This window comes from Nonomuraea sediminis (genome assembly GCF_018531495.1).
Taxonomy (GTDB): Bacteria; Actinomycetota; Actinomycetes; order Streptosporangiales; family Streptosporangiaceae; genus Nonomuraea; species Nonomuraea sediminis.
This window is the reverse complement of record NZ_JAHDTI010000003.1, coordinates 151,298-172,153: the sequence shown is the minus strand read 5'-3', so window position 1 is coordinate 172,153 and position 20,856 is coordinate 151,298. Positions and strand designations below refer to the sequence as shown.

The window sequence follows — 20,856 nt, the reverse complement described above, 5'->3', positions numbered from 1 at the left end:
GGAACGTAGAACCGGGCAGGGAAAGGCGTCAAGGTAGGCTCCGCCCGTGGAGTACCTGGTCGGCGTCGTGGTCGTGGCGGTGCTCGTGGGCGTGCCCGCGATCGTGCTGTGGCGGGTCGTACGGGGCAGAAGGGACCTGGGCACCAGCCCGGCCGAGCGGGCCACGTTCGAGACGCTGCACACCGCGTCGCTGGCCGCGCCGCCGCTGCGGGCGGGGCTGACGGCGGAGGGCGCCCTGAAGGCCTCCCGTCACCTGCGCGAACTGCTCGGCTCGCCCGCGCTGGCGATCACGGACGGCGAGCAACTGCTGGTCTACGACGGCGCCGGCGAGCACCACGCCCGCGAGGCGTTCGAGCACGCCGCCGCCACCCTGCGCGACGGCCGCACCCAGGTGCTGGCCATCGAGTGCGAGCTGCTCGAATGCCCGATCAGGCACGCGGTCGTGGTCCCGCTCACCACCGACGACCGGGTGATCGGCTCGCTGGCCGCCTACGGGCCGCACTCCTCGGCCGGGCTGGTGCGGGCCGCGCAGGAGGTGGCCGGGTGGGTGGACTCCCAGCTGGAGCTGGCCGAGCTGGACCGCTCGCGGACGATGCTGATGGAGGCCGAGGTGCGGGCGCTGCGGGCGCAGATCTCGCCGCACTTCATCTACAACTCGCTGACCACGATCGCCTCGTTCGTCCGCACCGATCCCGAGCGGGCCCGCGAGCTGCTGCTCGAGTTCGCCGACTTCACCCGCTACAGCTTCCGCCGCCACGGCGAGTTCACCACGCTGGCCGAGGAGCTGCGCTCGATCGACCGCTACCTGATACTCGAACGCGCCCGCTTCGGCGACCAGCTGCAGGTCACGCTGCGCATCGCGCCCGAGGTGCTGCCGGTGGCCGTGCCGTTCCTGTGCCTGCAGCCGCTGGTGGAGAACGCGGTACGGCACGGCCTCGAGAGCAAGGACGGGGTCGGGCGCATCACGATCATCGCCGAGGACGCCGGGGCGGAGTGCCGCATCAGCGTCGAGGACGACGGACTGGGCATGGCGCCGGAACGCCTGCGCCGCGTGCTGGCGGGAGCCGAGGGCAACGGGGTCGGGCTGGCCAACGTCGACGAACGCCTGCGCCAGGTCTACGGCGACGAGTACGGGCTCGTCGTCGAGACCGAGGAGGGCGCTGGCACCAAGGTGAACATCCGCCTGCCCAAGTACCGCCCGGGCGTCTCGGTCCGCTAGGCGAGCAGGTCCGACAGGCGCAGCCGCTTGAGCTCGGGATCGTCGCGGGCCGGCAGCCGGGCGACGAGCCGTTCGGTGGGCACGACGCCCAGGGGCCTGGCCGTGTCGATCTCGTCGTGGATGAGCTTGGCGACCCGGCGGGCGTCCTTGGGCACCAGGTCGGCACAGTTCCACGCCTTGATGACGGCCTCCTTTCTGAGTGCGTCCATGGACTCCACCTCGCCGCGCAGCCCGGCCTCGATGGCCCGGCGCATCAGCTGCGCCAGCTCGGGCGTGATGGGGGAGTCGTGCTCGGCCCTGGTCTCCAGCCGGATCACCAGGTAGTCCAGCTCGACCGGCCTGCCTCCCGCGCGCAGCCTCCCGTCGACGATCTCCAGCGGCCCCGGCGGCTCCGGCGCGTCCAGCACCACCACGTGGCCCGCCTGCACCGGGCGGCCCGCGCCGCCCGGCGCCACCATGCTCCAGTGCACGCCCAGCGTGGGCTGGTCGCCGGTGGCCTCGAGCACGGTGTCCATGCCTTCCGACATCTTCTCCGCGATCGTGGCGGCCGTGGACAGCGGCGGCCCGACCAGCGCCGCGAGCTTGCCGAGGACCTGCACCGCCGCGGCCAGCGGGCCGCGCTGCGACACCTGGAACAGGCCCGCCTCGACGCTGACCACGCCGCCGTTGTACGGCAGCAGCGGCGAGATCGGCAGGTCCAGGTGGACGCCAGGGGTCGACCAGGCGGGCGTCGTCACGGCGGTGAAGGCGCTGGGCTGCGCGCCCAGGAAGGTCAGCGTGACGCCGCCGTGCAGGGCGGGGTAGTGGTCGTTTCCCCAGGTCCTGCGCTGCGCCAGGTACCCCTCGACGAGCCAGGCCCGCAGGTAGCCCTCGCGGGGCAGCAGCGGCCTCGAGCCGGGCTCCGGCAGGAACGCCAGATGCGTGTGCTCTGCCCGCGCGCTGAACCACTGGGAAATACGGCTCATCGAGCCTCCTTGCTTTCCGTCGGGAGGAACAGGATCACATCGCACATCGCCCGGACATCGCCCCCGGCCTCGGCGACGATCTCGCGCAGCCGCCGCTGCAGCTTGAGCATCCGGCGCCCGTCGACCACCTCCTGCCTGGCGATCCTCCAGGTCGCACAGATCTCCACGGCCTTGCTCGCGGCCTGGTCGGGCAACGGCGGGGTGATCAGTACGGCCGGCGTCCCCGCGCGGCAGAGCGCCCGCGCGAAGGCCAGGAACCCGTCGCGCTCCTTCTCGTCGAACGGCCGGGGCGGCCCGTCCACGGGCTCCGCCTGGAGGACGTAGAGCCTGGCCAGGCCCTCCGGAGCCCGGAGCCGTTCGCGCCTGGCGGACACGACCGTGGGCTCGACGTCGATCATGACGCGCAGCCGTATGCCGTCCCTGGTGTCGACCGGAGTGCCGATCAGATGCGTCCGCCGGCCGCGAAGCTTGACGCCCTGGAACCGCGGCACATGGTCGGGCCCCTGGTAGTCGTAGCCGTTGTCCGCCTCGAGCCGGGCCGCGGAGTGCATCGACCGGAACACGGCGGGCAGGTCGGGGAGGTGCCCCAAGACCCGGTGCTCAACCGGGGCGGTATGCAGGTCCACGTCGGCATGGATCAGGACTGCATGGGCCAGACGGCTCACCTTGGAACCTGCAGCACGGGGGCGCGGCGGGGAGATGCCGAACCCGAACCTGCGCCAGGCCGGGCCGCCCCAACGCGCGTAGGTGTGTCTGGTGAGCGAGACTGCACCGTCCGGGTGCACCGCGGCGGTCATGCCGCGTGCCAGCAGGTTGGACCGCCACACGGCGACCCCGGTGCCGATGGCCAGCACGGCGATGGGTGGGCCCAGGTAGAAGGCGTAGATCGGCAACATGTCCACATCGCCCCGGCCCCAAATGGGGGGGAACGCGAAGAACATGGCCACGAGCAGAGCGACCGCCGCCACCGCGGAGCCGATCGTCCATCCGGCCACGATGATCCAGCCCGGCACCCGCTGCTGAGGCGGCTTCCACCCGGAAAGCTGTCCCGGGCTCTCCTGCGGGAGGTCTGGGTATGTCGGGCGGGGCTCCGCGTCGGGAGGCGGGAGCTCGTGCATCTGCTGGTCGCCGACCTCGGCGGCGTTCGCCAGCCGGATGGCCTGCCTCCCGAGTTCCGTCTTGACGCCGAGGTCCTCGGCCGCCTGGTGGAGCAGTTCGGCGGCCCTGCCGGGGAGGTGGAGGGCGAGCACCTCGGCGTACTCCAGGGTGCGCAGCCCGCGCAGCCACCGGAAGCGGGTGGCGGCGAACGGCAGCGGCGGTTCCAGGCGGGACGATGGCGCCAAGCCCTGGTCGACCTCGTGCTCCAACCGCGCCTGCCGGGTCCAGGCGGGCGGGATGCCGTCCTCGTCCTCGATCATGTAGCCGGGCCAGAGGTTCAGCCCGCACCGCCAGGCGGCGTAGACCGAGCCGGTCTCGATGTTGTCCTCGGGCCGCTGGCCCGTCACGAGGGTGAGCGTGATCCAGGCCTCCGACCGGCACACCGGTGAGCCGGTGCGGGCCAGCTCCCTGACGGCCGGGTAGTGGTCGAGCGAGCGGGCCCGCCGGCACACCATGAGCAGCCCGAGCTGGCAGGCCTCGACCGTGTCAGGGTCGTCGCCCGCGGTCAGCGCCTCCTCGAGCCGTTCCCGCAGCAGTTCGGCCGCCCTGGCGTGCTCGCCGATGGACACGTACGCCTCGGCCAGCGCGACGACGAAGGGCTTGACCTGCCGCGCCGCCCACGAGGTCACCGGCCCGGGAAGGTAGCGGTCGACCCGGGCGAAGGAGTCGAGCAGCTGGCGGGACGCCTTCCAGGACAGCAGTTCCAGCGCGCGCAGGCGATCGGCCTCGGGAGACCCGGCCTCGCTCATCCTGGGCCGCTCCTCCTGCCTGTCGCCGATGGCCAGCCGCCGCACCAGCTCCACCCTGGCCCACGCGTCCCCTGCCGGAGGATGGTCGGCGGCCACCGGGTATCCCACGACGTCCAGCGCGATCAGGCGCGCTTCCTCCGCCAGGTCGAGCGCCGTGAACTCGGCGTCGGCCATCAAGGCGAGCGCCGCCGCCTGGTCCAGCGCGAACGAGCGTGTCGCAGGATCGTCCGTCAACGCCGTCACCGCCCGGAGCTCCGCCCACGGAGCGGTACTACCATCCGCCATCCACCCGTCCACGGCCGCCACGATCGACGCGGCGGGAGCCGTACCGTGCGAGACGATCCTGCGCAGCTCGGCAGGGAAGTCGATCCCCTCGATGTCGCCCGCGGCCACCCGGCCGAGCAGCGCGCGGTCGCGCTGCCCGGGGGAGCCGATCCGCTCGACGTGCCGCCACAGCGGCGCGACCCCGCCGGCGCCGGTGTGAATGCGGCAGGCGGCCTGGGTCGACAGCACGGCCGCCAGGACCGTTCCCGAGCAGGCGGCGGCCGCGCGGGCGGCGACCTGCTCGGCCCACCCCCACGCGCCCTCGGCCACGACCCGGTCCTCGACGCGCTGCCACAGCGCGACCGCCTCCCGCTCGGCGAGGAACCGTACGGCCGGCAGCACGGTCCCCGTGGTCACCTCCGCCACCGACGGCGCCGCGTCGATGGCGTGCGCGGCGGCCGAGCCCAGCACGGTCTCGTGCACGGGGAACCGGCCGGGATCGGTCGCGGTCTCGGCCCGCAGCCGCTCGCACAGGTTCGGCTCCAGCTCGACCAGCGCGGGCCGCCCGTCGGCGGTGTAGGCGCGGACCCTGGCCCACTCCTGCGCGGCCAGCTCGGCCAGCACCGCCTCCGCCTCGACGCCCAGCTCGCCGAAGACCTCGCCGACCAGGGACCGGTCGATCGTGCCCAGCTCGGCGGCCACGCCCAGGCAGCGCGCCACGGCCGGGTCCTTGATGCGGCCGATGATCCGCTGCCTGACGTACGGGTCGCCCGGCGCGGACAGCAGCTCCCGCGCGTCCAGGTCCGGCTCGGCGAGCAGCCAGTCGGCGTAGGCGGCCAGGTCGAACGGGTTGTACTCGTCGCCGGACCTGGCACGTGCCAGCACCACGTCGGCGTCGCGGACCTCGCGGGCCGCCAGGTAACGCTCGGCCTCGGCCGGCGAGAACCCGCCGACCTGGATCACCCGCAGGTACGGCCGCGGCCGCAGCCGCGGACCGGCGGGCGCGTCGCCGGAGGCCGGCGGCACCAGCCAGCGCCGGCCCGCCAGCAGCACCTTCAGCGACGGCAACTGCTCGTGCAGCAGCTCGAGCAGCTCGAAGGTGACGTCGATGCCGGGCGCGGGCTCACCGAGCGGGTACAGCTTGGCCAGCTCCTCGCAGGTGTCCAGGACGAGCACCACATCCTCAGGGATGAAACGCAGGAACGTCGCGAACGCCCTGACCATCTCCTCCCTCAGCTCCCCAACGCGCGCCTCGACGCGGGTGGTGGCGTCCAACTCCTCGTGCAGGTCGTTCACGGCGTCAAGAAAACGGGTGTACCGCCTGTCGCTCAGCCGATCGCCCACCCAGCCGAGCAGGTCGACCGCGAGCGCCAGGAACATCTCACCTGGCCGGTTCTCCGGGTAGCGCGGGTCAAGGTGGTCGAAGTCCACCCGCGCCGTCCGCAGCCCCAGGTGCCTGATGAGCATGGTCTTGCCGGAACCGCCCGGCCCGAGCAGGTGGACGGCCCAGGAATCGGCTCCGTTGACCGCGGCCTCGATCTCCTCGCGCGGCTGGTAGTGCCGTAGATAGTGCGCGTCCTCCGCCTCCCTGGCGGCCCTGGCCAGCCGCCACTCGGCGCGCCGCGCGGAACCGACCCGGTATCCGCCGACGACCTCCGCGACCGCCTTGGCGGTGGCCACCAGCCGCGCCGCCTCGGGCACCGCGCCGCCTTCGACCAGCCGCTCCACCTCGAACAGCAGCCGCAGTCCCGACGGGTCGTCCTCGAGTGCCAGGAGCGAGTGACGCAGCTTCGGGATCAGCCCGCTGAGAGCCTCGGCCGTCTCCACCGCCATGCGCAGCACCTCGGGAACCATGGCACGCAAGTAGGCGCCCAGCTCGGGACGGACGCTCTCGCGGATCCAGAACACCCGCTCCTCGGAGCCGTCCTCGCGCAGCACGGTGGTGCTCTCCACCAGCTCCGAGTCGGGCATGGGCGCCAGGCCGGCCACCTCGGCGAGCTCGTCGTCCCACAGCGGGATCAACGCCAGCAAGGCCAGGTGGTGGGACGGGTAGCCGGCGAAGCGGCGCTGTCGCAGCCGCTCCTCCAGGGTCTGCTCCGGCATGCTCATGGCGCCAGCCGGTTCAGCTCGGCGTACACGCGCCAGGCCGCCTCGTCGTCGTGGGCGACGAAGTGCTTCCACTCGGCCAGCACGTCGACCAGGAAGTACAGCGTGTCGGCCACCCCGGCAGGGTGCCCGCGCAGGTGCCTGCTGAAGGTGGCCCGCAACGCCTCCCTGTCGTGCCCGGGCGCCGCCACCCACACCTTCCTGTAGCGGTCGTCGGGATGCCAGGCCTGCAGCAGGACCCACTGGTAGCCGAGCATCGCCTCGTCGTCGGGCAGCGCGGTGAGCGGCTCGAAGCGGTAGGCGCCCATCCCGGGTCGCTGTGCCTTGAAGGTGCTCAACGGCACGCACTGGTCCAGCGCCGCCGTGGCCACCACCGGCACGGGGCTGGCCGCGCCGCCCAGCCCGTTCGGCGTGACCAGGTCGAGCAGGCCAGGCGGCTCCGACTCGATCCACCCCAGCGCGCCCAGCCACAGGTGCAGCCCTTCCGCCAGCACCACGACCCGCGTGTGGTCACCGTACGGCAGGCCGAGCCGTTCCCCGGCGACCGCGGCCAGCGCGGCGAGGTCGGCGGCCAGCGCCTCCCCGACGACGTCGAGGTCGAGCGCGCCGGGAGCGTCGCGGAAGGCGACCACCCCGCGCCGCGGGCTGCCCGGCGGGCTCGCCGCGCCGGGCGGGAGACCCACGGCGACGGTGCCGAGGGGAGGGGCGGGCAGGCCGAGCCGGTCGCAGGCGTCCAGCGCCGCCTTCAGCACGGCGGCCACGGCCTGCCGTAACGTCCTGGGCGCGGTGTGCTGCGTGTGCGGGGCCAGCAGCAGCGGGACGTGACCCGCGTGCAGCAGCCGGAAGCCGATCTCGCGCAGCAGCCGGGTCGCGCCCAGCTTGGCGAACCCGCCCTCGGTGTAGGCCACCAGAAGCCCCGGCCCGGCAGGCAGCAGCCGGTCCACCTGGTCGAAGATGGCGCGCCGCCCGATGTAGACCGGTTGCTGCGCCAGGTCGAGCTGCCTGGCCTGCTCCAGCACCCGGCGCGCGGGCGCCGGGTCGACCGGGCGGAAGGAGGCGGGCAGCGACGCCGCCGTGTAGACGGTCGGCCTGGCCCAGTCGTCGCGGGTGCCGGGGTCCGGCTCGCCCACCAGCGCCGCGCGGCGGCCGTGCGCGGCGGCCTCGGCCACGCCGTCGCCGTTCAGCAGCGCTCTGACCAGGCGTTTGGAGAACAGGCGGCAGGCGGGCTCGGCCACCTCGCCGTCCATCGCGACCACGATCGGCACGCCCGCGCCGATCAGCTTCGCCGCCAGCGAGGCCGGGCTCAGCCGCGCCGTGTGGCAGACGCTCAGCACCACGGCGAGCGGCCTGCGCGCGCCCGGCAGCAGCGCGGCCACCAGCTGGTCGGCGGTGACGGGCGTGCCGGACAGTTCGACGAGCAGCTCGCCGTCCTCGTCCAGCCTGCCGTGCGCCACCAGGTGGATCAGATCAGGACGGAACGCCTCACACCGGGCGGCCAGCCTGTCGGCGTCGAGGTCGTCCGCCACCCGGGCCAGTGCCAGGCCGTCCGACTCGCACTCGCGCAGCAGTCCCAGGAACATCGCGCCCGGCAGGATCACCGGCTCGGTCAGCTTGGCCCCCGACGCGAACAGCACCCGCGGCGCGCCCGCCACCGGGCCGGGCAGCGGCGCGTCCGAGTCCACCCGCCGGGTGATCGCCACCAGCAGGCCCGGGTTGGCGCCCAACGGCCGATCGCCGTCGTGCATCGCCTCCCACGGATGCCCCTGGAGCGACATCGGCAGCTCCAGCGCCAGCTCCACGCCCCGGCTCGCGCGCACCTCCGGCAGCCCCAGTATCCGCTCCCACAGCTCGGGCCCGAGCAGCGCGTCGAAGAGCTGCTGCCCGTCCACCTGGCCGGGTGGTGGAAGCTGCCGGAGCAGCTGTCCTCCGGCAGGGGTGATCACGATGCGGGGAAGGCTCATCGCAGCACCCGCCTCGTCAGGCGGTCGGCCAGGGCGCGGACGTCGCCCGCGGGCGGCGCCGAGCCCATCGTCCCCGGCGGTCCGCACTTCGGCAGGTAGGTCAGGAGATTGCGCCGTACGGCAGGCCCGGGCGGCGCGGCCACCCCGGCGGCGATCATCGCCCGGGCGGCGTCCCGCGACCGGACCTTGGTGATCGTCGGATCGTCGGAGGCCAGCGCCGACGTCCAGGCCGTCACCAGGCGCCCGTCCAGGGCCCCCGCCAGCGACGCCAGCCGATGCCCGTCCACCGTCAGCTCCAGCATCGCCGAGGCCAGCGGATCGGACAGCCCGATGATCGCCAGCCGCCGGTCGAGCGGCGGGTAGTACAGGCCGTCCACCGGCAGCCCGTGCATGAGCTCGTCCACCAGCCAGGCCGCCGCCGGGCCCACCATCAGCGCCGAGTACACGTCGGCGAACACCTCGTCCGCCCAGTCGCCCGCCGCCGCCGTGGCCTCGTAGGCCAGGTCCAGGTCGTGCATGACCAGGTGACCCGTCTCGTGCGCGGCCACGACCAGCCACCAGGGTTCGCGCACGGCCCAGGCGGGCAGCGAGATCACCGGGATCAGTTTGTCGGCCAGCTCGGCCACCAGCGCGTCGTCGGGAGCCCGCAGCGCCCTGGGCACCTCGCGGCGCGGCGTGGTGAACGCGTCGAACAGCGGATCCAGGTACGGGAGCGGTCCAGGGGGAGGCCGCCTGCCCAGCACGTCGAACGGCTGCCACCAGCAGCTGCGCACGATCTCGTCGGCCGCCGCCAGCACGGGGCCGCGCACCGGGTCGAGCCGCTGGTCGTACTTGGGCGCGTACCAGTCGAACAGCCGCTTGACCGTCAGCAGGCTCCGGTCGAGCTCGTGGCATCGGGCGTAGGCGGCGCCGGAGTCGGTCCCGGTCACGGCCGTGAGCCCGGCGCGGATCCCGGACAGCATGCTGTACATGACCGTCTCGATGACCTCGAAGTGGTGGCCGAAGCGGGCGAATCCGGGATCGGGGGCGCGGGCAGCGAGCCAGGCGGCGAGCTCCCCGCGCAGCAGATCGGCGGCAGCGACAGAGCGTTCCACCCTCGCCTGGACACGCACGTACTGGACGATACAGCGGGAAGGTGGCACATGCCGTAGCTGTGATCGGGCTGTGACGGCCATGACGTCTCATGTCTGTTTTCATGTGTGTGTATGGGACTGCGTGTTCTCGCCGTGGACGACGAGCTTCCCGCGCTGGAAGACCTCGCCTACCTGTTGCGCGCCGACCCGCGCATCGGCGAGATCGTCACGGCCAGGGACGGCGCGGCCGCGCTGCGGCTGCTGGACCGCGCCATCGCCGACGGCCGCCCCATCGACGCGGTCTTCCTCGACATCCGCATGCGCGGCCTGGACGGGGTCGTGCTCGGGCGGCTGCTGTCGCAGTTCGCCAACCCGCCACGGGTCGTGTTCGTCACCGCCTACGAGGAGCACGCGGTCGACGCCTTCGAGATCAAGGCCGAGGACTACCTGCTCAAGCCGGTCCGCCCAGAACGGCTGGCCGAGGCGATCCGCCGGGTGGCCGTCTCGGCCGACGTGCCCGTGGAGGGCGACGAGACCACCACGATCCCCGTCGAGCTGGGCGGCGTGACCCGCTTCGTGTCCACGGCCGACGTGGTGTACGTCGAGGCGCACGGCGACTACGCCCGCCTGCACACCGCCGCGGGCAGCCACCTGGTCCGCATCCCGCTGGCGACGCTGGAGGAACGCTGGGCCTCGGCCGGGTTCGTCCGCGTGCACCGCAGCCACCTGGTCGCGGTCAAGCACATCGACGAGTTGCACATCGATTCGGGCAGGTGCACGGTCAGGGTGGGCGACACCGAGATCCCCGTCAGCCGCAGGCACACCCGCGAGCTGCGCGACCTGCTGGTCAGGCGGGCGCGCAAGGGGAGAACAGAATGAGCGCCGAGCCCCGTCCATCCCGCCGCGTGCCGTACCCGCGCGCCGAGACGCCCCGCCGCGTCGCCGTCACCAGCCCGCGCACCGCCGCCGCGCGCCGCCCCCGCTACCCGGCCACCCGCGAGATCGACGAGCAGACCCACCTCGGCGAGGTGTACATGCGCTCGCTGCTGCGCACCCAGTTCCGCCTCGCGCTGTTCATCTGCACGGTGCTGGCCTGCGTGGTCGGCGGGTTACCGCTGCTGTTCCTGCTCATCCCGCACCTGCGCGACATCGACCTGCTCGGCGTGCCGCTGCCGTGGGCGATACTCGCCGGGCTGATCTACCCGCTGTTCATCACCGGCGCCTGGCTCTACGTACGGCAGGCCGAACGCAACGAGCGCCACTTCGCCGACCTGGTCGACCGCCGATGAGCCTCGCCGCCGTGGTCGTCGTCGTGGTGGCGGCCGTGCTGATCGGGGCGTTCGGGATCCGCTTCTCGCGCACCACCTCCGACTTCTACGTGGCCTCCCGCACGGTCAGCCCGCTGTGGAACGCCTCCGCGATCGGCGGGGAGTACCTGTCGGCCGCCTCCTTCCTCGGCGTGGCCGGGCTGGTGCTGTCGTTCGGCGCCGACATGCTGTGGCTGCCCGTCGGATGGACCGGCGGCTACCTGGTGCTGCTGGTGCTGGTGTCCGCGCCGCTGCGCCGCTCCGGCGCCTACACGCTGCCCGACTTCGCCGAGGCGCGTCTGGAGTCGATGACCGTGCGGCGCACCGCCAGCGTGCTCGTCGTGCTCATCGGCTGGCTCTACCTGATGCCGCAGTTCCAGAGCGCCGGGCTGGTGCTGCGCACCGTCACGGGGGCGCCGGTCTGGGCGGGCGGGCTGCTGGTGGCCGTGGTCGTGGCGGTCAACGTGCTGTCGGGCGGGATGCGGTCGATCACGTTCGTGCAGGCCTTCCAGTACTGGCTGAAGCTGACCGCGCTGGCCGTGCCGCTGGTCTTCCTGCTGATGGCGTGGAAGGCCGACGGGTCGCCCGCGCTGAGCCCCGACGACACCGCCATCTGGCAGGTGCCGCTGGGCGGCGGCAAGGAGTACGGGCTGTACTCCACCTACTCGCTGATCCTGGCCACGTTCCTGGGCACGATGGGGCTGCCCCACGTGCTCGTGCGCTTCTACACCAACCCCGACGGGCGGGCGGCCCGCCGTACCACCCTCGTGGTGCTGTCGCTGCTCGGGGCCTTCTACCTGCTGCCGCCGCTGTACGGCTGGCTGGGCCGGCTGTACGCGCCCGACCTGGTGCGGACCGACGCGGTGGTGCTGACGCTGCCCGAGCGGATGATCGGCGGGACGCTCGGCGACGTGCTGACCGCGCTGGTCACGGCGGGGGCGTTCGCGGCGTTCCTGTCGACCTCGTCGGGGCTGACCGTGTCGGTGGCGGGCGTCATCGCGCAGGACCTGATGAAGGGCGGCGTGGGCGCGTTCAGGAAGGCCACGCTGCTGGCCGTCGCGGTGCCGCTGGCGCTGGCGCTGTGGGCGCGGGAGCTGCCGGTGGCCGACGTGGTGGGGCTGGCGTTCGCGGTGGCCGCCTCCTCCTTCTGCCCGCTGCTCGTGCTCGGCATCTGGTGGCGGCGGCTCAGCACCACGGGCGCGCTGGCCGGGCTGTTCGTCGGCGGCGGGCTGGCCTGCGCCGCGGTGCTGCTGACGATCACCGGCGGGCCCTACGACGGGCCGGCGGGCGCGCTGCTGGCCCAGCCCGCGGCCTGGACGGTGCCGATCGCGTTCACCGTGATGGTGTCGGTGTCGTTCCTGACGCCGCACCGGGTGCCGGCCGGGGTCGCCAGGACCATGGTGCGCCTGCACACGCCGGAGAACCTCGACCTCGACCGCGGCGACTGGCGTCCCAGGTCATCCTGAAGTTCACCCGCCGGATCGTGCGGCGTAAGGCGTACCTGCCCTGGTCATCACTGGTGGCGCGGACCGTGGCGAGCATGATGCGTACCACCACCCTGGCCGTTCTCGGCGCGCTCGCGCTGGCCGGCTGCTCCTCCGCCAGTGGCGGCACCGGCAGCGGCGACACGCTGCGCTTCGCCGCCATCCCCGCCGAGCAGAACATCGACCCCACCGCCGAGTACAAGGACGTCATCGCGCTGCTGGAGAAGAACACCGGCAAGAAGGTGGAGTTCGTCCGCTCCACCGACTACAACGCCGTCATCGAGGGCATGGTGTCGGGAAAGATCGACCTGGCCGAGTTCGGCCCGCTGTCCTACGTGCTCGCCAGGAGCAACGGCGCCAAGATCACCCCCATCGCGTCGATGGTGGAGAAGGGCGGCAAGCCCACCTACCAGAGCTACGGATTCGTCCCCGCAGGCAGCCCGATCACCGGCATCGAAGGCTTCAAGGGCAAGAAGGTGTGCTTCGTCGACCCGGGCTCCACCTCTGGCTACCTCTTCCCCAGCCAGGGCCTGATGGCCGCGGGGATCGACCCGAAGACCGGCGTCAACCCGGTCATGGCGGGCGGTCACGACAACTCGGTCCTGTCGGTCGCCGGCGGCAAGTGCGACGCCGGGTTCGCCGAGAACGCGATGGTCGACACCATCCTCATCGACAAGGGCAAGCTCAAGCCTGGCCAGGTCAAGGTGGTGTGGAAGTCCGACGGCATCCCGATGTCGCCGGTCGCGATGCGCGACGACCTGCCCGCCGACCTCAAGGCCAAGATCACCCAGACCTACGTCAAGGACGCCAACAAGGACCGCATGGTGCAGCTCGGCATCTGCAAGGACGCCGGCGCCTGCAAGGTCACCGCCGACGCCACCATCTGGGGCTTCGTCCCCGTCACCGACGCCGCCTTCGACCCGGTGCGCAAGGTGTGCGCGGCCACGCACAACGCGAAGTGCGCCAAGGCATGATCATTGAGGTGCGCGGCCTGGTGAAGGCGTTCGGCACGGTGTCGGCGCTGGCCGGGGTCGACCTGGCCGTGCGGCAGGGCGAGACCGTGGCGCTGCTCGGGCCGTCGGGGTCGGGCAAGTCCACGCTGCTGCGCCACCTCAACGGGCTGACGCGCCCCGACGGCGGCTCGGTCCGGGTGCTCGGCGTGGACGTGGCCGCCGCCAGGGGAGGCGACCTGCGGTCCCTGCGGCGGCGCATCGGGGTGGTGTTCCAGCAGTTCAACCTGATCGGGCGGCTGACCGTGCTGGAGAACGTGCTCAGCGGGGCGCTCGGCCGCGTCCGCGGGCCCCGGTACGGCATCCTCACCTGGCCGCGCGCCATCCGCCGCGAGGCGCTCGAGCACCTGGACCGGGTCGGGCTGGCCGAACGCGCCTACACGCGCGCCGACGGGCTGTCGGGCGGGCAGCAGCAGCGGGTGGCCATCGCCAGGATGCTGCTGCAGCGGCCCGAGCTGGTGCTCGCCGATGAGCCGGTGGCCTCGCTCGACCCCGAGACGGCGGCCTCCGTGATGGACCTGCTCGTGCGGGTCTGCCGCGAGGACGGGCTGACCATGGTGTGCACCCTGCACCAGGTCGAGCTCGCCCTGCGCTGGACGGAACGGGTCGTCGGCCTGCGCGAGGGCAGGGTCCGCCTCGACGAGGCGACCAGCCTGCTCGACGAGGTACGGCTGCGCGGCCTCTACACCGCCGCCCAGGTGACGGTCGGCGCCCGCACCGCGACCGGCCCGTCATGACCACCACCGACCTGCTCCGCCCGCCCAGGACCGCCCGCCGTACCGCTGCCTGGGCCTTTCCCCTGGTCTTCGGGCTCCTCGGGGTGGCGGCGCTCAGCGTGCTGGGGGTGAACCTGGCAGGGTTCGGCGAGGTGGGCGGGCTGCTGGCACGCGCGTGGCCGCCCACGCTGTCCGACCCCGCCACCACGTTCGCCCACGTCCTGGACACGCTCTGGATGGCGATCGCCGGCACCGCGCTGGCCGCCCTGCTGGCGGCGGTGCTGGCCGTGTGCGTCGGCACCAGGGCCAGACCGGTGGCGCTCGCGGTGATCGTGGCCTGCCGGGCCGTGCCCGACATCGTGTTCGCCGTGTTCTTCGTGGCCGCGCTGGGCATCGGGCCGCTGCCCGGGGTGCTCGCGCTCGGCCTGCACTCGGTCGGCATGCTGGGCAAGCTGTTCGCCGAGGCCGTGGAGCGGGCCGACACCGGCGTCCGCGAGGCCGTCGCGGGCACCGGGGCGAGCCCGCTGCAGCGGCTCACCGCGGGCGTGCTCCCGCAGGTCGCGCCCGCCTGGGTGGCCGCCGTGCTCTACCGGCTCGACATCAACTTCCGCGGCTCCGTCCTGCTCGGCGCCGTCGGCGCGGGCGGCATCGGGCTCGACCTGAAGACCGCGTTCGGCTTCACCGACTACCCAGAGGCCACCGGCATCGCCCTGGTCACCGTCGCCGTCGTGCTGCTGGTCGAGGCCGTGTCCGTCGGGCTGCGCGGCCAGCTCCTCGGTGCGGGCCGCGCCGTCGCCGCGCCGTCGTTCACCGGCACCCGGGTGCCGTGGACGCGCGCCAGGACCATCGTGCACCTCGCGGGGTGGGGCGGCCTGCTGCTGGCCGCCGCGGCGTTGTGGCAGGTCGGGTTCTCGCCCGCGCAGCTCCTGCGCTCCGTCACCGCGATCGGCGAGTTCCTGCCGCCCGACTTCGGCCCCATCCTCGGCCTGCTCGGCCCCGGCCTGGCCGAGACCTGCGCGATCGCGCTGGGCGCCACCTTCCTCGGCGTGCTGTCCGGGGTCCCGCTCGGGCTGCTCGCCGCCCGCGCCGTCGCCCCCCATCCAGTGGTACGGCTGGCCGCCCGCGCCGCCCTGGTCGGCCTGCGCTCGATCCCCGACCTGCTGCTCGTGCTGATCTTCGTGGCCGCGTTCGGGCTGATGCAGGGCGCGGTGGCCGGGACGCTGGCGCTGGCCGTCTTCACCGCCGCGCTGGTGGCCAAGCTCGTCGCCGACGAGGCGGAGGAACTGCGGCGCGGCCCGCGCGAGGCGCTGCTGTCGGCCGGGGCAGGACCCGCGCAGGAGCTGACCGTCTCGCTGTTCGGGCAGCTCACGCCCCGCCTGGTGGCCACCACGCTGTACGCGCTCGACGTCAACCTGCGGGCCTTCTTCGTGCTGGGCATCGTGGGCGCGGGCGGGCTGGGGTTCGCGCTCAGCCAGCACATCAGGGCGCTCGACTACGACGTGGTGACCGCCATCGTGCTGCCCGTCTTCGCGATCGTGCTGTTCGTTGAGGGGATATCGACGGTTTTGCGGAGTTTGTTGCGTTGATGGGGTATTCGCTCGTGCGGCGTCGCCCGCCGTTCACCGGCGGGACACCTGCGCTGGCGATGGTGCTTGTCATGACAAGTACGCAGCGCTATCTGGAGATGGCCGACGTGCTGGAGGCGGAACTGCTGCACGTGCCCGTGGGCGCGCAGGTGCCCAGCGAGCACGTGCTGGCCGACCGCTTCCGGGTCAGCAGGCCCGCCGCGCGCGCCGCCCTGCAGGAACTCGAACGCCGGCTGCTGGTGCGGCGGGTCCAGGGAGTCGGCACGTTCCGCAGGGGACGGGTCGAGTACGTGGTCTCCGCCTCCGTGCCGCCCTCCTTCAGCGACACCGTGCGCATGGCGGGCGCCGAGCCCGGCTCCCGGCTGCTGTCGTGCGGCGTGCGCCGCGCCGTCGAGCAGGAGCGCGCCCGGCTCTGCCTGCCCACCGGCGCCGCCGTCTGGTCGGTCGAGCGCGTCTTCTCCGTCAACGGCGAGGTCGCCGCCTACGCCACCAGCGTGCTGCCCCGCAAGCCCCTGCTGAACCTCGACAGGGAGCTCGGCGACGAGGTGTCGCTGCACCGGGTGCTCCGCCGCCGCTACGGCCTGACCGTCACCCGCTCCCGATACCGCATCAGCCTCGACGTGCCGCCGCCCGGCATCGCCGACCACCTCACCGGCGGCAACCGCTCGGCCCTGTGGCTGGCAGAGAGCGTCAACCGCACGGCCGGCGGCCCGCCCGTCGAGTACGCCCGCACCTACCTCCGCCCCGACGTCCTCGACGTCGCCTTCGAGATCGCCGAGGACCCCTCGTGACCGCCGTGCTGTCGCGTGCCATGCGGACGGAGCTGCTGGCCGCCGCCACGTCCGACGAACTGCTTCCCCTGGCCGAGCGGCTGATCGACGAGGTCGGCGAACCGTCGGTCGTGCACCCGCCCGAGGTCGGCATGGTCATGCTCACCGTCAGGGAGCCCGTCGCCGAGGACCGTTTCCACCTGGGCGAGGTGCTCGTGACCCGGTGCACGGTCGAGCTCGCCGGCGCCACCGGCTGGTCCATGCGCGGCGGCGACGACCGCGTGGCCGCGCTGGCCGCCGCGATCCTGGACGCCGCGGCCGCCGCGGACCTGCCCGCCGCCGCCGAGGTCGAGGCCCTGTGCCGGGCGGTGGCCGAGCGCCGCGCCCGCGAGGACGCCGCCGAATGGGCCGAGGTCGCCACCACCCGCGTCGCCTTCGAGGAGCTCTCATGATCGCTGCGGCCGGCCGTACCGCGGATCAGGCCCAGGCCGACTTCAGGGCCCTCATCAACGCGCTGGCCAGGCCCGGCACGCTCGAACGGATCGCGCCCTGCGCGGGCCCGCCCGCGCTGGCCGTGGCGGGAGGGCTGGCCGACGTCGAGGTGCCCACGGCCGTGCTGGGGGAGGAGCACCTGGCCCGCGCCCTGCACCTGGCCACGTCCGCGCCCGTCGCCACGCTCGGCACGGCCCGCATGGTCGTCGCCCTGCGCCCGCCCACCCCGGAGGAGATCGCCGCGATGCCCCGCGGCGACGCGCTCCACCCCGAGCTCGGGACCCGCCTCATCCTCGCCGTCGCCACGCTGTCCGAGTCTTCGGCGACGGTACGGCTGTCGCTCAGCGGCCCCGGCGTCCCCGGGAGCCGGAGCCTCGGCGTCACCGGCATGCCTACCGAAGTCTTCACCGCGCTGGCCACGGCCAACGGGGACTTTCCCGCGGGGATCGACACCTTCCTCGTCGCCGCCGACGGGACCGTCGCCGGACTGCCCAGAAGCATCCAGATCGGAGTCCACTGAATGGGGTACTCAGGAGCCAGCGGCGGCCACGAGGCCATCCTCGCCGCCGAGGAGCTGGTCAGGCGCCACCGCTACGGCGGTGACAGCGCCCGGCTCGGCATCGACCAGATCACCGGCCGCCTCCGGCTCGCCGTCGACCGGGTCATGGGCGAGGGCGGCCTCTGGGCTCCCGACCTGGCCGCCCGCGCGCTGCGGCAGGCCGAGGGCGACGTTCAGGAGGCCGCCCAGCTCATCAGGGCCCACCGCTCCACCCTGCCGAGGCTGGCCTACTCCGAACCCGTCCACGCCGACGAGCTCCGCGTCGTCCGCCGCATCTCTCCCGCCTTCCGCAACCCGCCGGGCGACCAGCTCCTCGGCCGCACCCTCGACTACGTCGGCCGCCTCCTCGACCTGCTCCCCGACGACCAGCCCCCTGTCCCCGCGGACCCCGCCCCCGCGGACCCGCCCCCCACAGACGGCGAGCACGATCCGCGACGGCCGCCGCGGCTGCTCGGGCTGCTCCGCGAGATGGGCATGGTGGTGGAGCGCCGCGGGGAAGGCGACGCGGAGCCGTACGACATCACGCGGCAGCCGATCCGCCCGGGAGTGCCGCGGTCGGCGCGGCTGACCGCGATGGCGCGCGCCGAGACGGGCGCGCTCGTGCATCTGTGGTACTCGCACACGTTCCGCCCGGGCAGGCACAACCACGAATTCCCAGGCGAGGTTCGCCACGGCCGCCTGCCGGTGCGGGTGCGGCATCCGCTGACCGGAGAGCCCGTGACGGTGGCCGAGGTGCGGGTGACGGAGGTGGAGACCATCGACGACCTCGACCGGCCCGAGGAGGACAGGACCATGCTGGACCTCGGCTACGGCATGTGCTTCGGGCACAACGAGCGCAAGGCCATCGCCATGGCCGGCCTCGACCTGCTCGTCCACCGCGACGACGGCCGCACCGAGCTGGAGCAGGAGGTGCTGCTGACCCTCGACGGCATCGAGGCGGGCGGCTTCCTCGAGCATCTCAAGCTGCCGCACTACGTCGACTTCCGCTCGGTGCTCGACCGCAAGCGCGCCGTCCGCGAGGCGGTGGCGGCCCGATGAGGCTCCAGGCCCTCGCCGGCGACGGCGGCCCCCGCGGCATCTTCGACGAGCTGTCCAAACGAGAGGTACGGCGGGCCGCGCTGACCGCCGTGGCCGTGCCCGGCTACCAGGTCCCGTTCGGGTCCAGGGAGATGCCGGTGGCACGCGGCTGGGGCTCGGGCGGGCTCCAGGTGACGCTCGCCCTGGTCGGGCCCGAGGACCGGCTGAAGGTGATCGACCAGGGCGAGGACGGCGGGGTCAACGCCGCCAACCTGCGCCGCCTGATCACCGGTCACGTCGGCTGCGCCGAGGTGACCGACACGGGCAAGGCCAGCGTGATCCAGTCGCGGCACCGCATCCCCGAGACCAGGCTGCGCGCCGACCAGGTGCTGGTGCTGCAGGTGCCGGTGCCCGAGCCGCTGCGCGCGGTCGAGCACGACGCGCGCGAGCAGCGGCGCATGCACGCCGAGGCCGACTACTCGCGGATGTGGGTGGGCCTTTACGAGGACCTGGTCCGCAACGGCGTGGTCACCAGGTCGGCGGGCTACCCCTGCCTGGTCGACGGCAGGTACCTGATCTCGCCCACGCCGATTCCCCGCTTCGACGTGCCCAAGCTGGACATGGCCGACCACCTGACCCTGTTCGGCGCCGGGCGGGAGAAGCGGATCTACGCGGTGCCGCCGCACACCAGAGTGGAGCCGCTGGTCTTCGAGGACGTCCCGTTCCAGGTGGAGCACACGCCCGGGGCCGCGTGCCGCCACTGCGGCTCGGCCGGGTCGTACCTGGTCGAGGTGCCCAGGACCGACGGGTCCGTCGAGTGGGTGTGCAGCGACACCGACCACTGCGCGCGCAGCCGTACGGAGGAGACATGAACGCGGCACTCACCGTCGAGGGGCTCGGCCGCATCTACGGGCCCACCGGCGACACAGCCGGAACGGGGCCGGAGTTCGGGACCTCGGTGTCGCCGGCGACCGGCGCGGTGGTGGCGGCCTGGGACGTCAGCTTCGACGTGGCCCGCGGCGAGGCCCTGGGCATCGTCGGCGAGTCGGGATCAGGCAAGTCCACCGTCATGCGCTGCGTCGCCGGCGACGAACGGCCCACCGCGGGCAGCGCCCACCTGGACGGCGTCGACGTCTTCCTGCTCGACGACGCGGCCAGGCGCAGGCTCAGGATCGACCGGATCGCCGTCGTCTACCAGGACCCGGCCGCCGGGCTCGACCTCGACATCTCCGCGGGCGGCAACGTGGCCGAGCGCCTGACCGCCGCGGGAGCGCGCAACTTCCGCCGCATCCGCGACCGCGCCGCCGAACTGCTCGAACTGACCGAGGTCCCGCTCAACCGCATGGACGACCCGGTCAGGACGTTCTCCGGCGGCATGCGCCAGCGCGTCCAGATCGCCAAGGCGCTGGCCAACGACCCGCCCGTGCTGCTGCTCGACGAGCCCACCACCGGCCTGGACGCCTCCGTCGCCGCCGGGGTGCTCGACCTGCTGCGCGGGCTGCTCGAACGGCTCGGGGTGGCCGCCGTGGTCGTCTCCCACGACTTCGGCGTCATCGAGATGCTGACCAGAAGGGTGATGGTGATGCAGCACGGCAGGGTCGTCGAGACCGGCCTCACCGACCAGCTCCTCGAGGACCCCCAGCACCCCTACAGCCAGCGGCTCGTCGCGGCGGCCCGCGGATGAACGTCCTCAGCGTCAGGAACCTGACCAAGTCCTTCACCCTGCACACCATCGACGGACGGACCGTCGGCGCCCTGCACGGCGTCGACCTGGACGTGGCCGCCGGCGAGCACGTCGCCCTCGCCGGAGCCTCCGGCGCGGGCAAGTCCTCCCTGCTGCGCTGCGTCTACCGCACCTACCTGCCCTCGTCGGGGCACATCTGGCTCGACACCGCAGAAGGGCGCCTCGACCTCGCGACGCTGCCCGACGCCGACGTGGCCCACCTGCGCGGCCGCGAGCTCGGCTACGTCTCCCAGTTCCTGCGCGCGGAACCCCGCCGGTCCGTGCTGGACGTCGTCGCCAGATCAGGTACGGCCCGCGGCATGGATCCCGCCGAGGCGCGCGAGGCGGCGGCCGTCGCGCTGCGCAGGCTCGGGATCGACGAACGGCTGTGGGCCATGCACGCCACCGTGCTGTCCGGCGGCCAGAAGCAGCGCGTCAACCTGGCCGCGGGCACCATCTCCCCGCCCCGGCTGCTCCTGCTCGACGAACCGGTATCCGCGCTCGACCCGGTCAACAGGGAGGCCGTGCTCGCGATGATCGCCGAGCTCACCTCGCTGGGCGTGGCCGTGCTCTCCGTTTTCCACGATTTCGAGGCGATCGAGCGCCTGGCCACCCGGGTGGTCGTGCTCGACGCGGGGCGGGTGGCCGCCGACGGCGACCCCGCCAAGGTGCTCTCCCTGGAGGTGGCTCGTTGACG

The 20,856-nt window shown here is 73.3% G+C and carries 18 protein-coding genes; 14 read left to right on the top strand and 4 right to left on the bottom strand.

Features of this window, described 5'->3' with window-relative positions; genetic code table 11:
- Positions 1 to 46 precede the first annotated feature (46 nt).
- Complete coding sequence (locus KIK09_RS14975) at positions 47 to 1,219, top strand: sensor histidine kinase (RefSeq protein WP_214319810.1); 1,173 nt, start codon at positions 47 to 49, stop codon at positions 1,217 to 1,219.
- On the opposite strand, the gene KIK09_RS14970 is transcribed toward KIK09_RS14975, so the two are convergent.
- Genes KIK09_RS14970 through KIK09_RS14955 form a run of 4 tightly spaced genes read right to left on the bottom strand, consistent with a single transcriptional unit; the run spans position 1,216 to position 9,534 of the window.
- Positions 1,216 to 2,184 carry a hypothetical protein gene (locus tag KIK09_RS14970; protein ID WP_214319809.1) on the bottom strand — a complete coding sequence of 323 codons (969 nt, stop codon included), beginning with the start codon at positions 2,182 to 2,184 and terminating at the stop codon, positions 1,216 to 1,218. The two genes, KIK09_RS14975 and KIK09_RS14970, sit on opposite strands and share 4 nt — an antisense overlap.
- A complete protein-coding gene (locus KIK09_RS14965; RefSeq protein WP_214319808.1) occupies positions 2,181 to 6,464 on the bottom strand; it encodes an ATP-binding protein in 4,284 nt (1,427 codons plus the stop codon). Before KIK09_RS14965 ends, KIK09_RS14970 begins: the two co-directional genes overlap by 4 nt.
- Positions 6,461 to 8,422 (bottom strand): CHAT domain-containing protein, encoded by a 1,962-nt coding sequence (locus KIK09_RS14960; protein WP_214319807.1) that lies wholly within the window; start codon positions 8,420 to 8,422, stop codon positions 6,461 to 6,463. The genes KIK09_RS14965 and KIK09_RS14960 overlap by 4 nt, the downstream gene beginning before the upstream one ends.
- Positions 8,419 to 9,534 (bottom strand): hypothetical protein, encoded by a 1,116-nt coding sequence (locus KIK09_RS14955; RefSeq protein WP_214319806.1) that lies wholly within the window; start codon positions 9,532 to 9,534, stop codon positions 8,419 to 8,421. The genes KIK09_RS14960 and KIK09_RS14955 overlap by 4 nt, the downstream gene beginning before the upstream one ends.
- A gap of 93 nt (positions 9,535 to 9,627) precedes the next feature.
- On the opposite strand from KIK09_RS14955, the gene KIK09_RS14950 reads away from it, so the two are divergent.
- From KIK09_RS14950 to KIK09_RS14890, 13 genes are all read left to right on the top strand, one after another.
- Positions 9,628 to 10,374 carry a LytR/AlgR family response regulator transcription factor gene (locus tag KIK09_RS14950; protein ID WP_214319805.1) on the top strand — a complete coding sequence of 249 codons (747 nt, stop codon included), beginning with the start codon at positions 9,628 to 9,630 and terminating at the stop codon, positions 10,372 to 10,374.
- Positions 10,371 to 10,784 carry a hypothetical protein gene (locus KIK09_RS14945; RefSeq protein ID WP_214319804.1) on the top strand — a complete coding sequence of 138 codons (414 nt, stop codon included), beginning with the start codon at positions 10,371 to 10,373 and terminating at the stop codon, positions 10,782 to 10,784. Before KIK09_RS14950 ends, KIK09_RS14945 begins: the two co-directional genes overlap by 4 nt.
- Positions 10,781 to 12,268, top strand: coding sequence for a sodium/solute symporter (locus KIK09_RS14940; RefSeq protein ID WP_214319803.1), 1,488 nt, complete (start codon positions 10,781 to 10,783; stop codon positions 12,266 to 12,268). The genes KIK09_RS14945 and KIK09_RS14940 overlap by 4 nt, the downstream gene beginning before the upstream one ends.
- Positions 12,269 to 12,342: 74 nt before the next feature.
- Positions 12,343 to 13,260 (top strand): phosphate/phosphite/phosphonate ABC transporter substrate-binding protein, encoded by a 918-nt coding sequence (locus KIK09_RS14935; RefSeq protein WP_214319802.1) that lies wholly within the window; start codon positions 12,343 to 12,345, stop codon positions 13,258 to 13,260.
- On the top strand, positions 13,257 to 14,033 hold the full coding sequence (phnC, locus tag KIK09_RS14930) for a phosphonate ABC transporter ATP-binding protein (RefSeq protein WP_214319801.1): 777 nt from the start codon (positions 13,257 to 13,259) through the stop codon (positions 14,031 to 14,033). Before KIK09_RS14935 ends, phnC begins: the two co-directional genes overlap by 4 nt.
- On the top strand, positions 14,030 to 15,598 hold the full coding sequence (locus tag KIK09_RS14925; protein ID WP_214319800.1) for a PhnE/PtxC family ABC transporter permease: 1,569 nt from the start codon (positions 14,030 to 14,032) through the stop codon (positions 15,596 to 15,598). The genes phnC and KIK09_RS14925 overlap by 4 nt, the downstream gene beginning before the upstream one ends.
- Positions 15,599 to 15,669: 71 nt before the next feature.
- Positions 15,670 to 16,389, top strand: coding sequence for a GntR family transcriptional regulator (locus tag KIK09_RS14920; RefSeq protein WP_214319799.1), 720 nt, complete (start codon positions 15,670 to 15,672; stop codon positions 16,387 to 16,389).
- Entirely contained in the window at positions 16,386 to 16,820 is a 435-nt protein-coding gene (gene phnG, locus KIK09_RS14915) for a phosphonate C-P lyase system protein PhnG (RefSeq protein WP_214319798.1), read from the top strand. The genes KIK09_RS14920 and phnG overlap by 4 nt, the downstream gene beginning before the upstream one ends.
- Positions 16,817 to 17,380, top strand: coding sequence for a phosphonate C-P lyase system protein PhnH (phnH, locus tag KIK09_RS14910; RefSeq protein ID WP_214319797.1), 564 nt, complete (start codon positions 16,817 to 16,819; stop codon positions 17,378 to 17,380). Before phnG ends, phnH begins: the two co-directional genes overlap by 4 nt.
- Positions 17,381 to 18,457 carry a carbon-phosphorus lyase complex subunit PhnI gene (locus KIK09_RS14905; RefSeq protein WP_214319796.1) on the top strand — a complete coding sequence of 359 codons (1,077 nt, stop codon included), beginning with the start codon at positions 17,381 to 17,383 and terminating at the stop codon, positions 18,455 to 18,457.
- The gene (locus KIK09_RS14900) at positions 18,454 to 19,308 is read left to right on the top strand and encodes an alpha-D-ribose 1-methylphosphonate 5-phosphate C-P-lyase PhnJ (RefSeq protein WP_214319795.1); all 855 of its coding nucleotides are present in this window, start codon (positions 18,454 to 18,456) and stop codon (positions 19,306 to 19,308) included. The genes KIK09_RS14905 and KIK09_RS14900 overlap by 4 nt, the downstream gene beginning before the upstream one ends.
- A complete protein-coding gene (locus KIK09_RS14895; RefSeq protein ID WP_214319794.1) occupies positions 19,305 to 20,120 on the top strand; it encodes an ATP-binding cassette domain-containing protein in 816 nt (271 codons plus the stop codon). The genes KIK09_RS14900 and KIK09_RS14895 overlap by 4 nt, the downstream gene beginning before the upstream one ends.
- Positions 20,117 to 20,854 (top strand): phosphonate C-P lyase system protein PhnL, encoded by a 738-nt coding sequence (locus tag KIK09_RS14890; RefSeq protein WP_214319793.1) that lies wholly within the window; start codon positions 20,117 to 20,119, stop codon positions 20,852 to 20,854. Before KIK09_RS14895 ends, KIK09_RS14890 begins: the two co-directional genes overlap by 4 nt.
- Positions 20,855 to 20,856 lie beyond the last annotated feature (2 nt).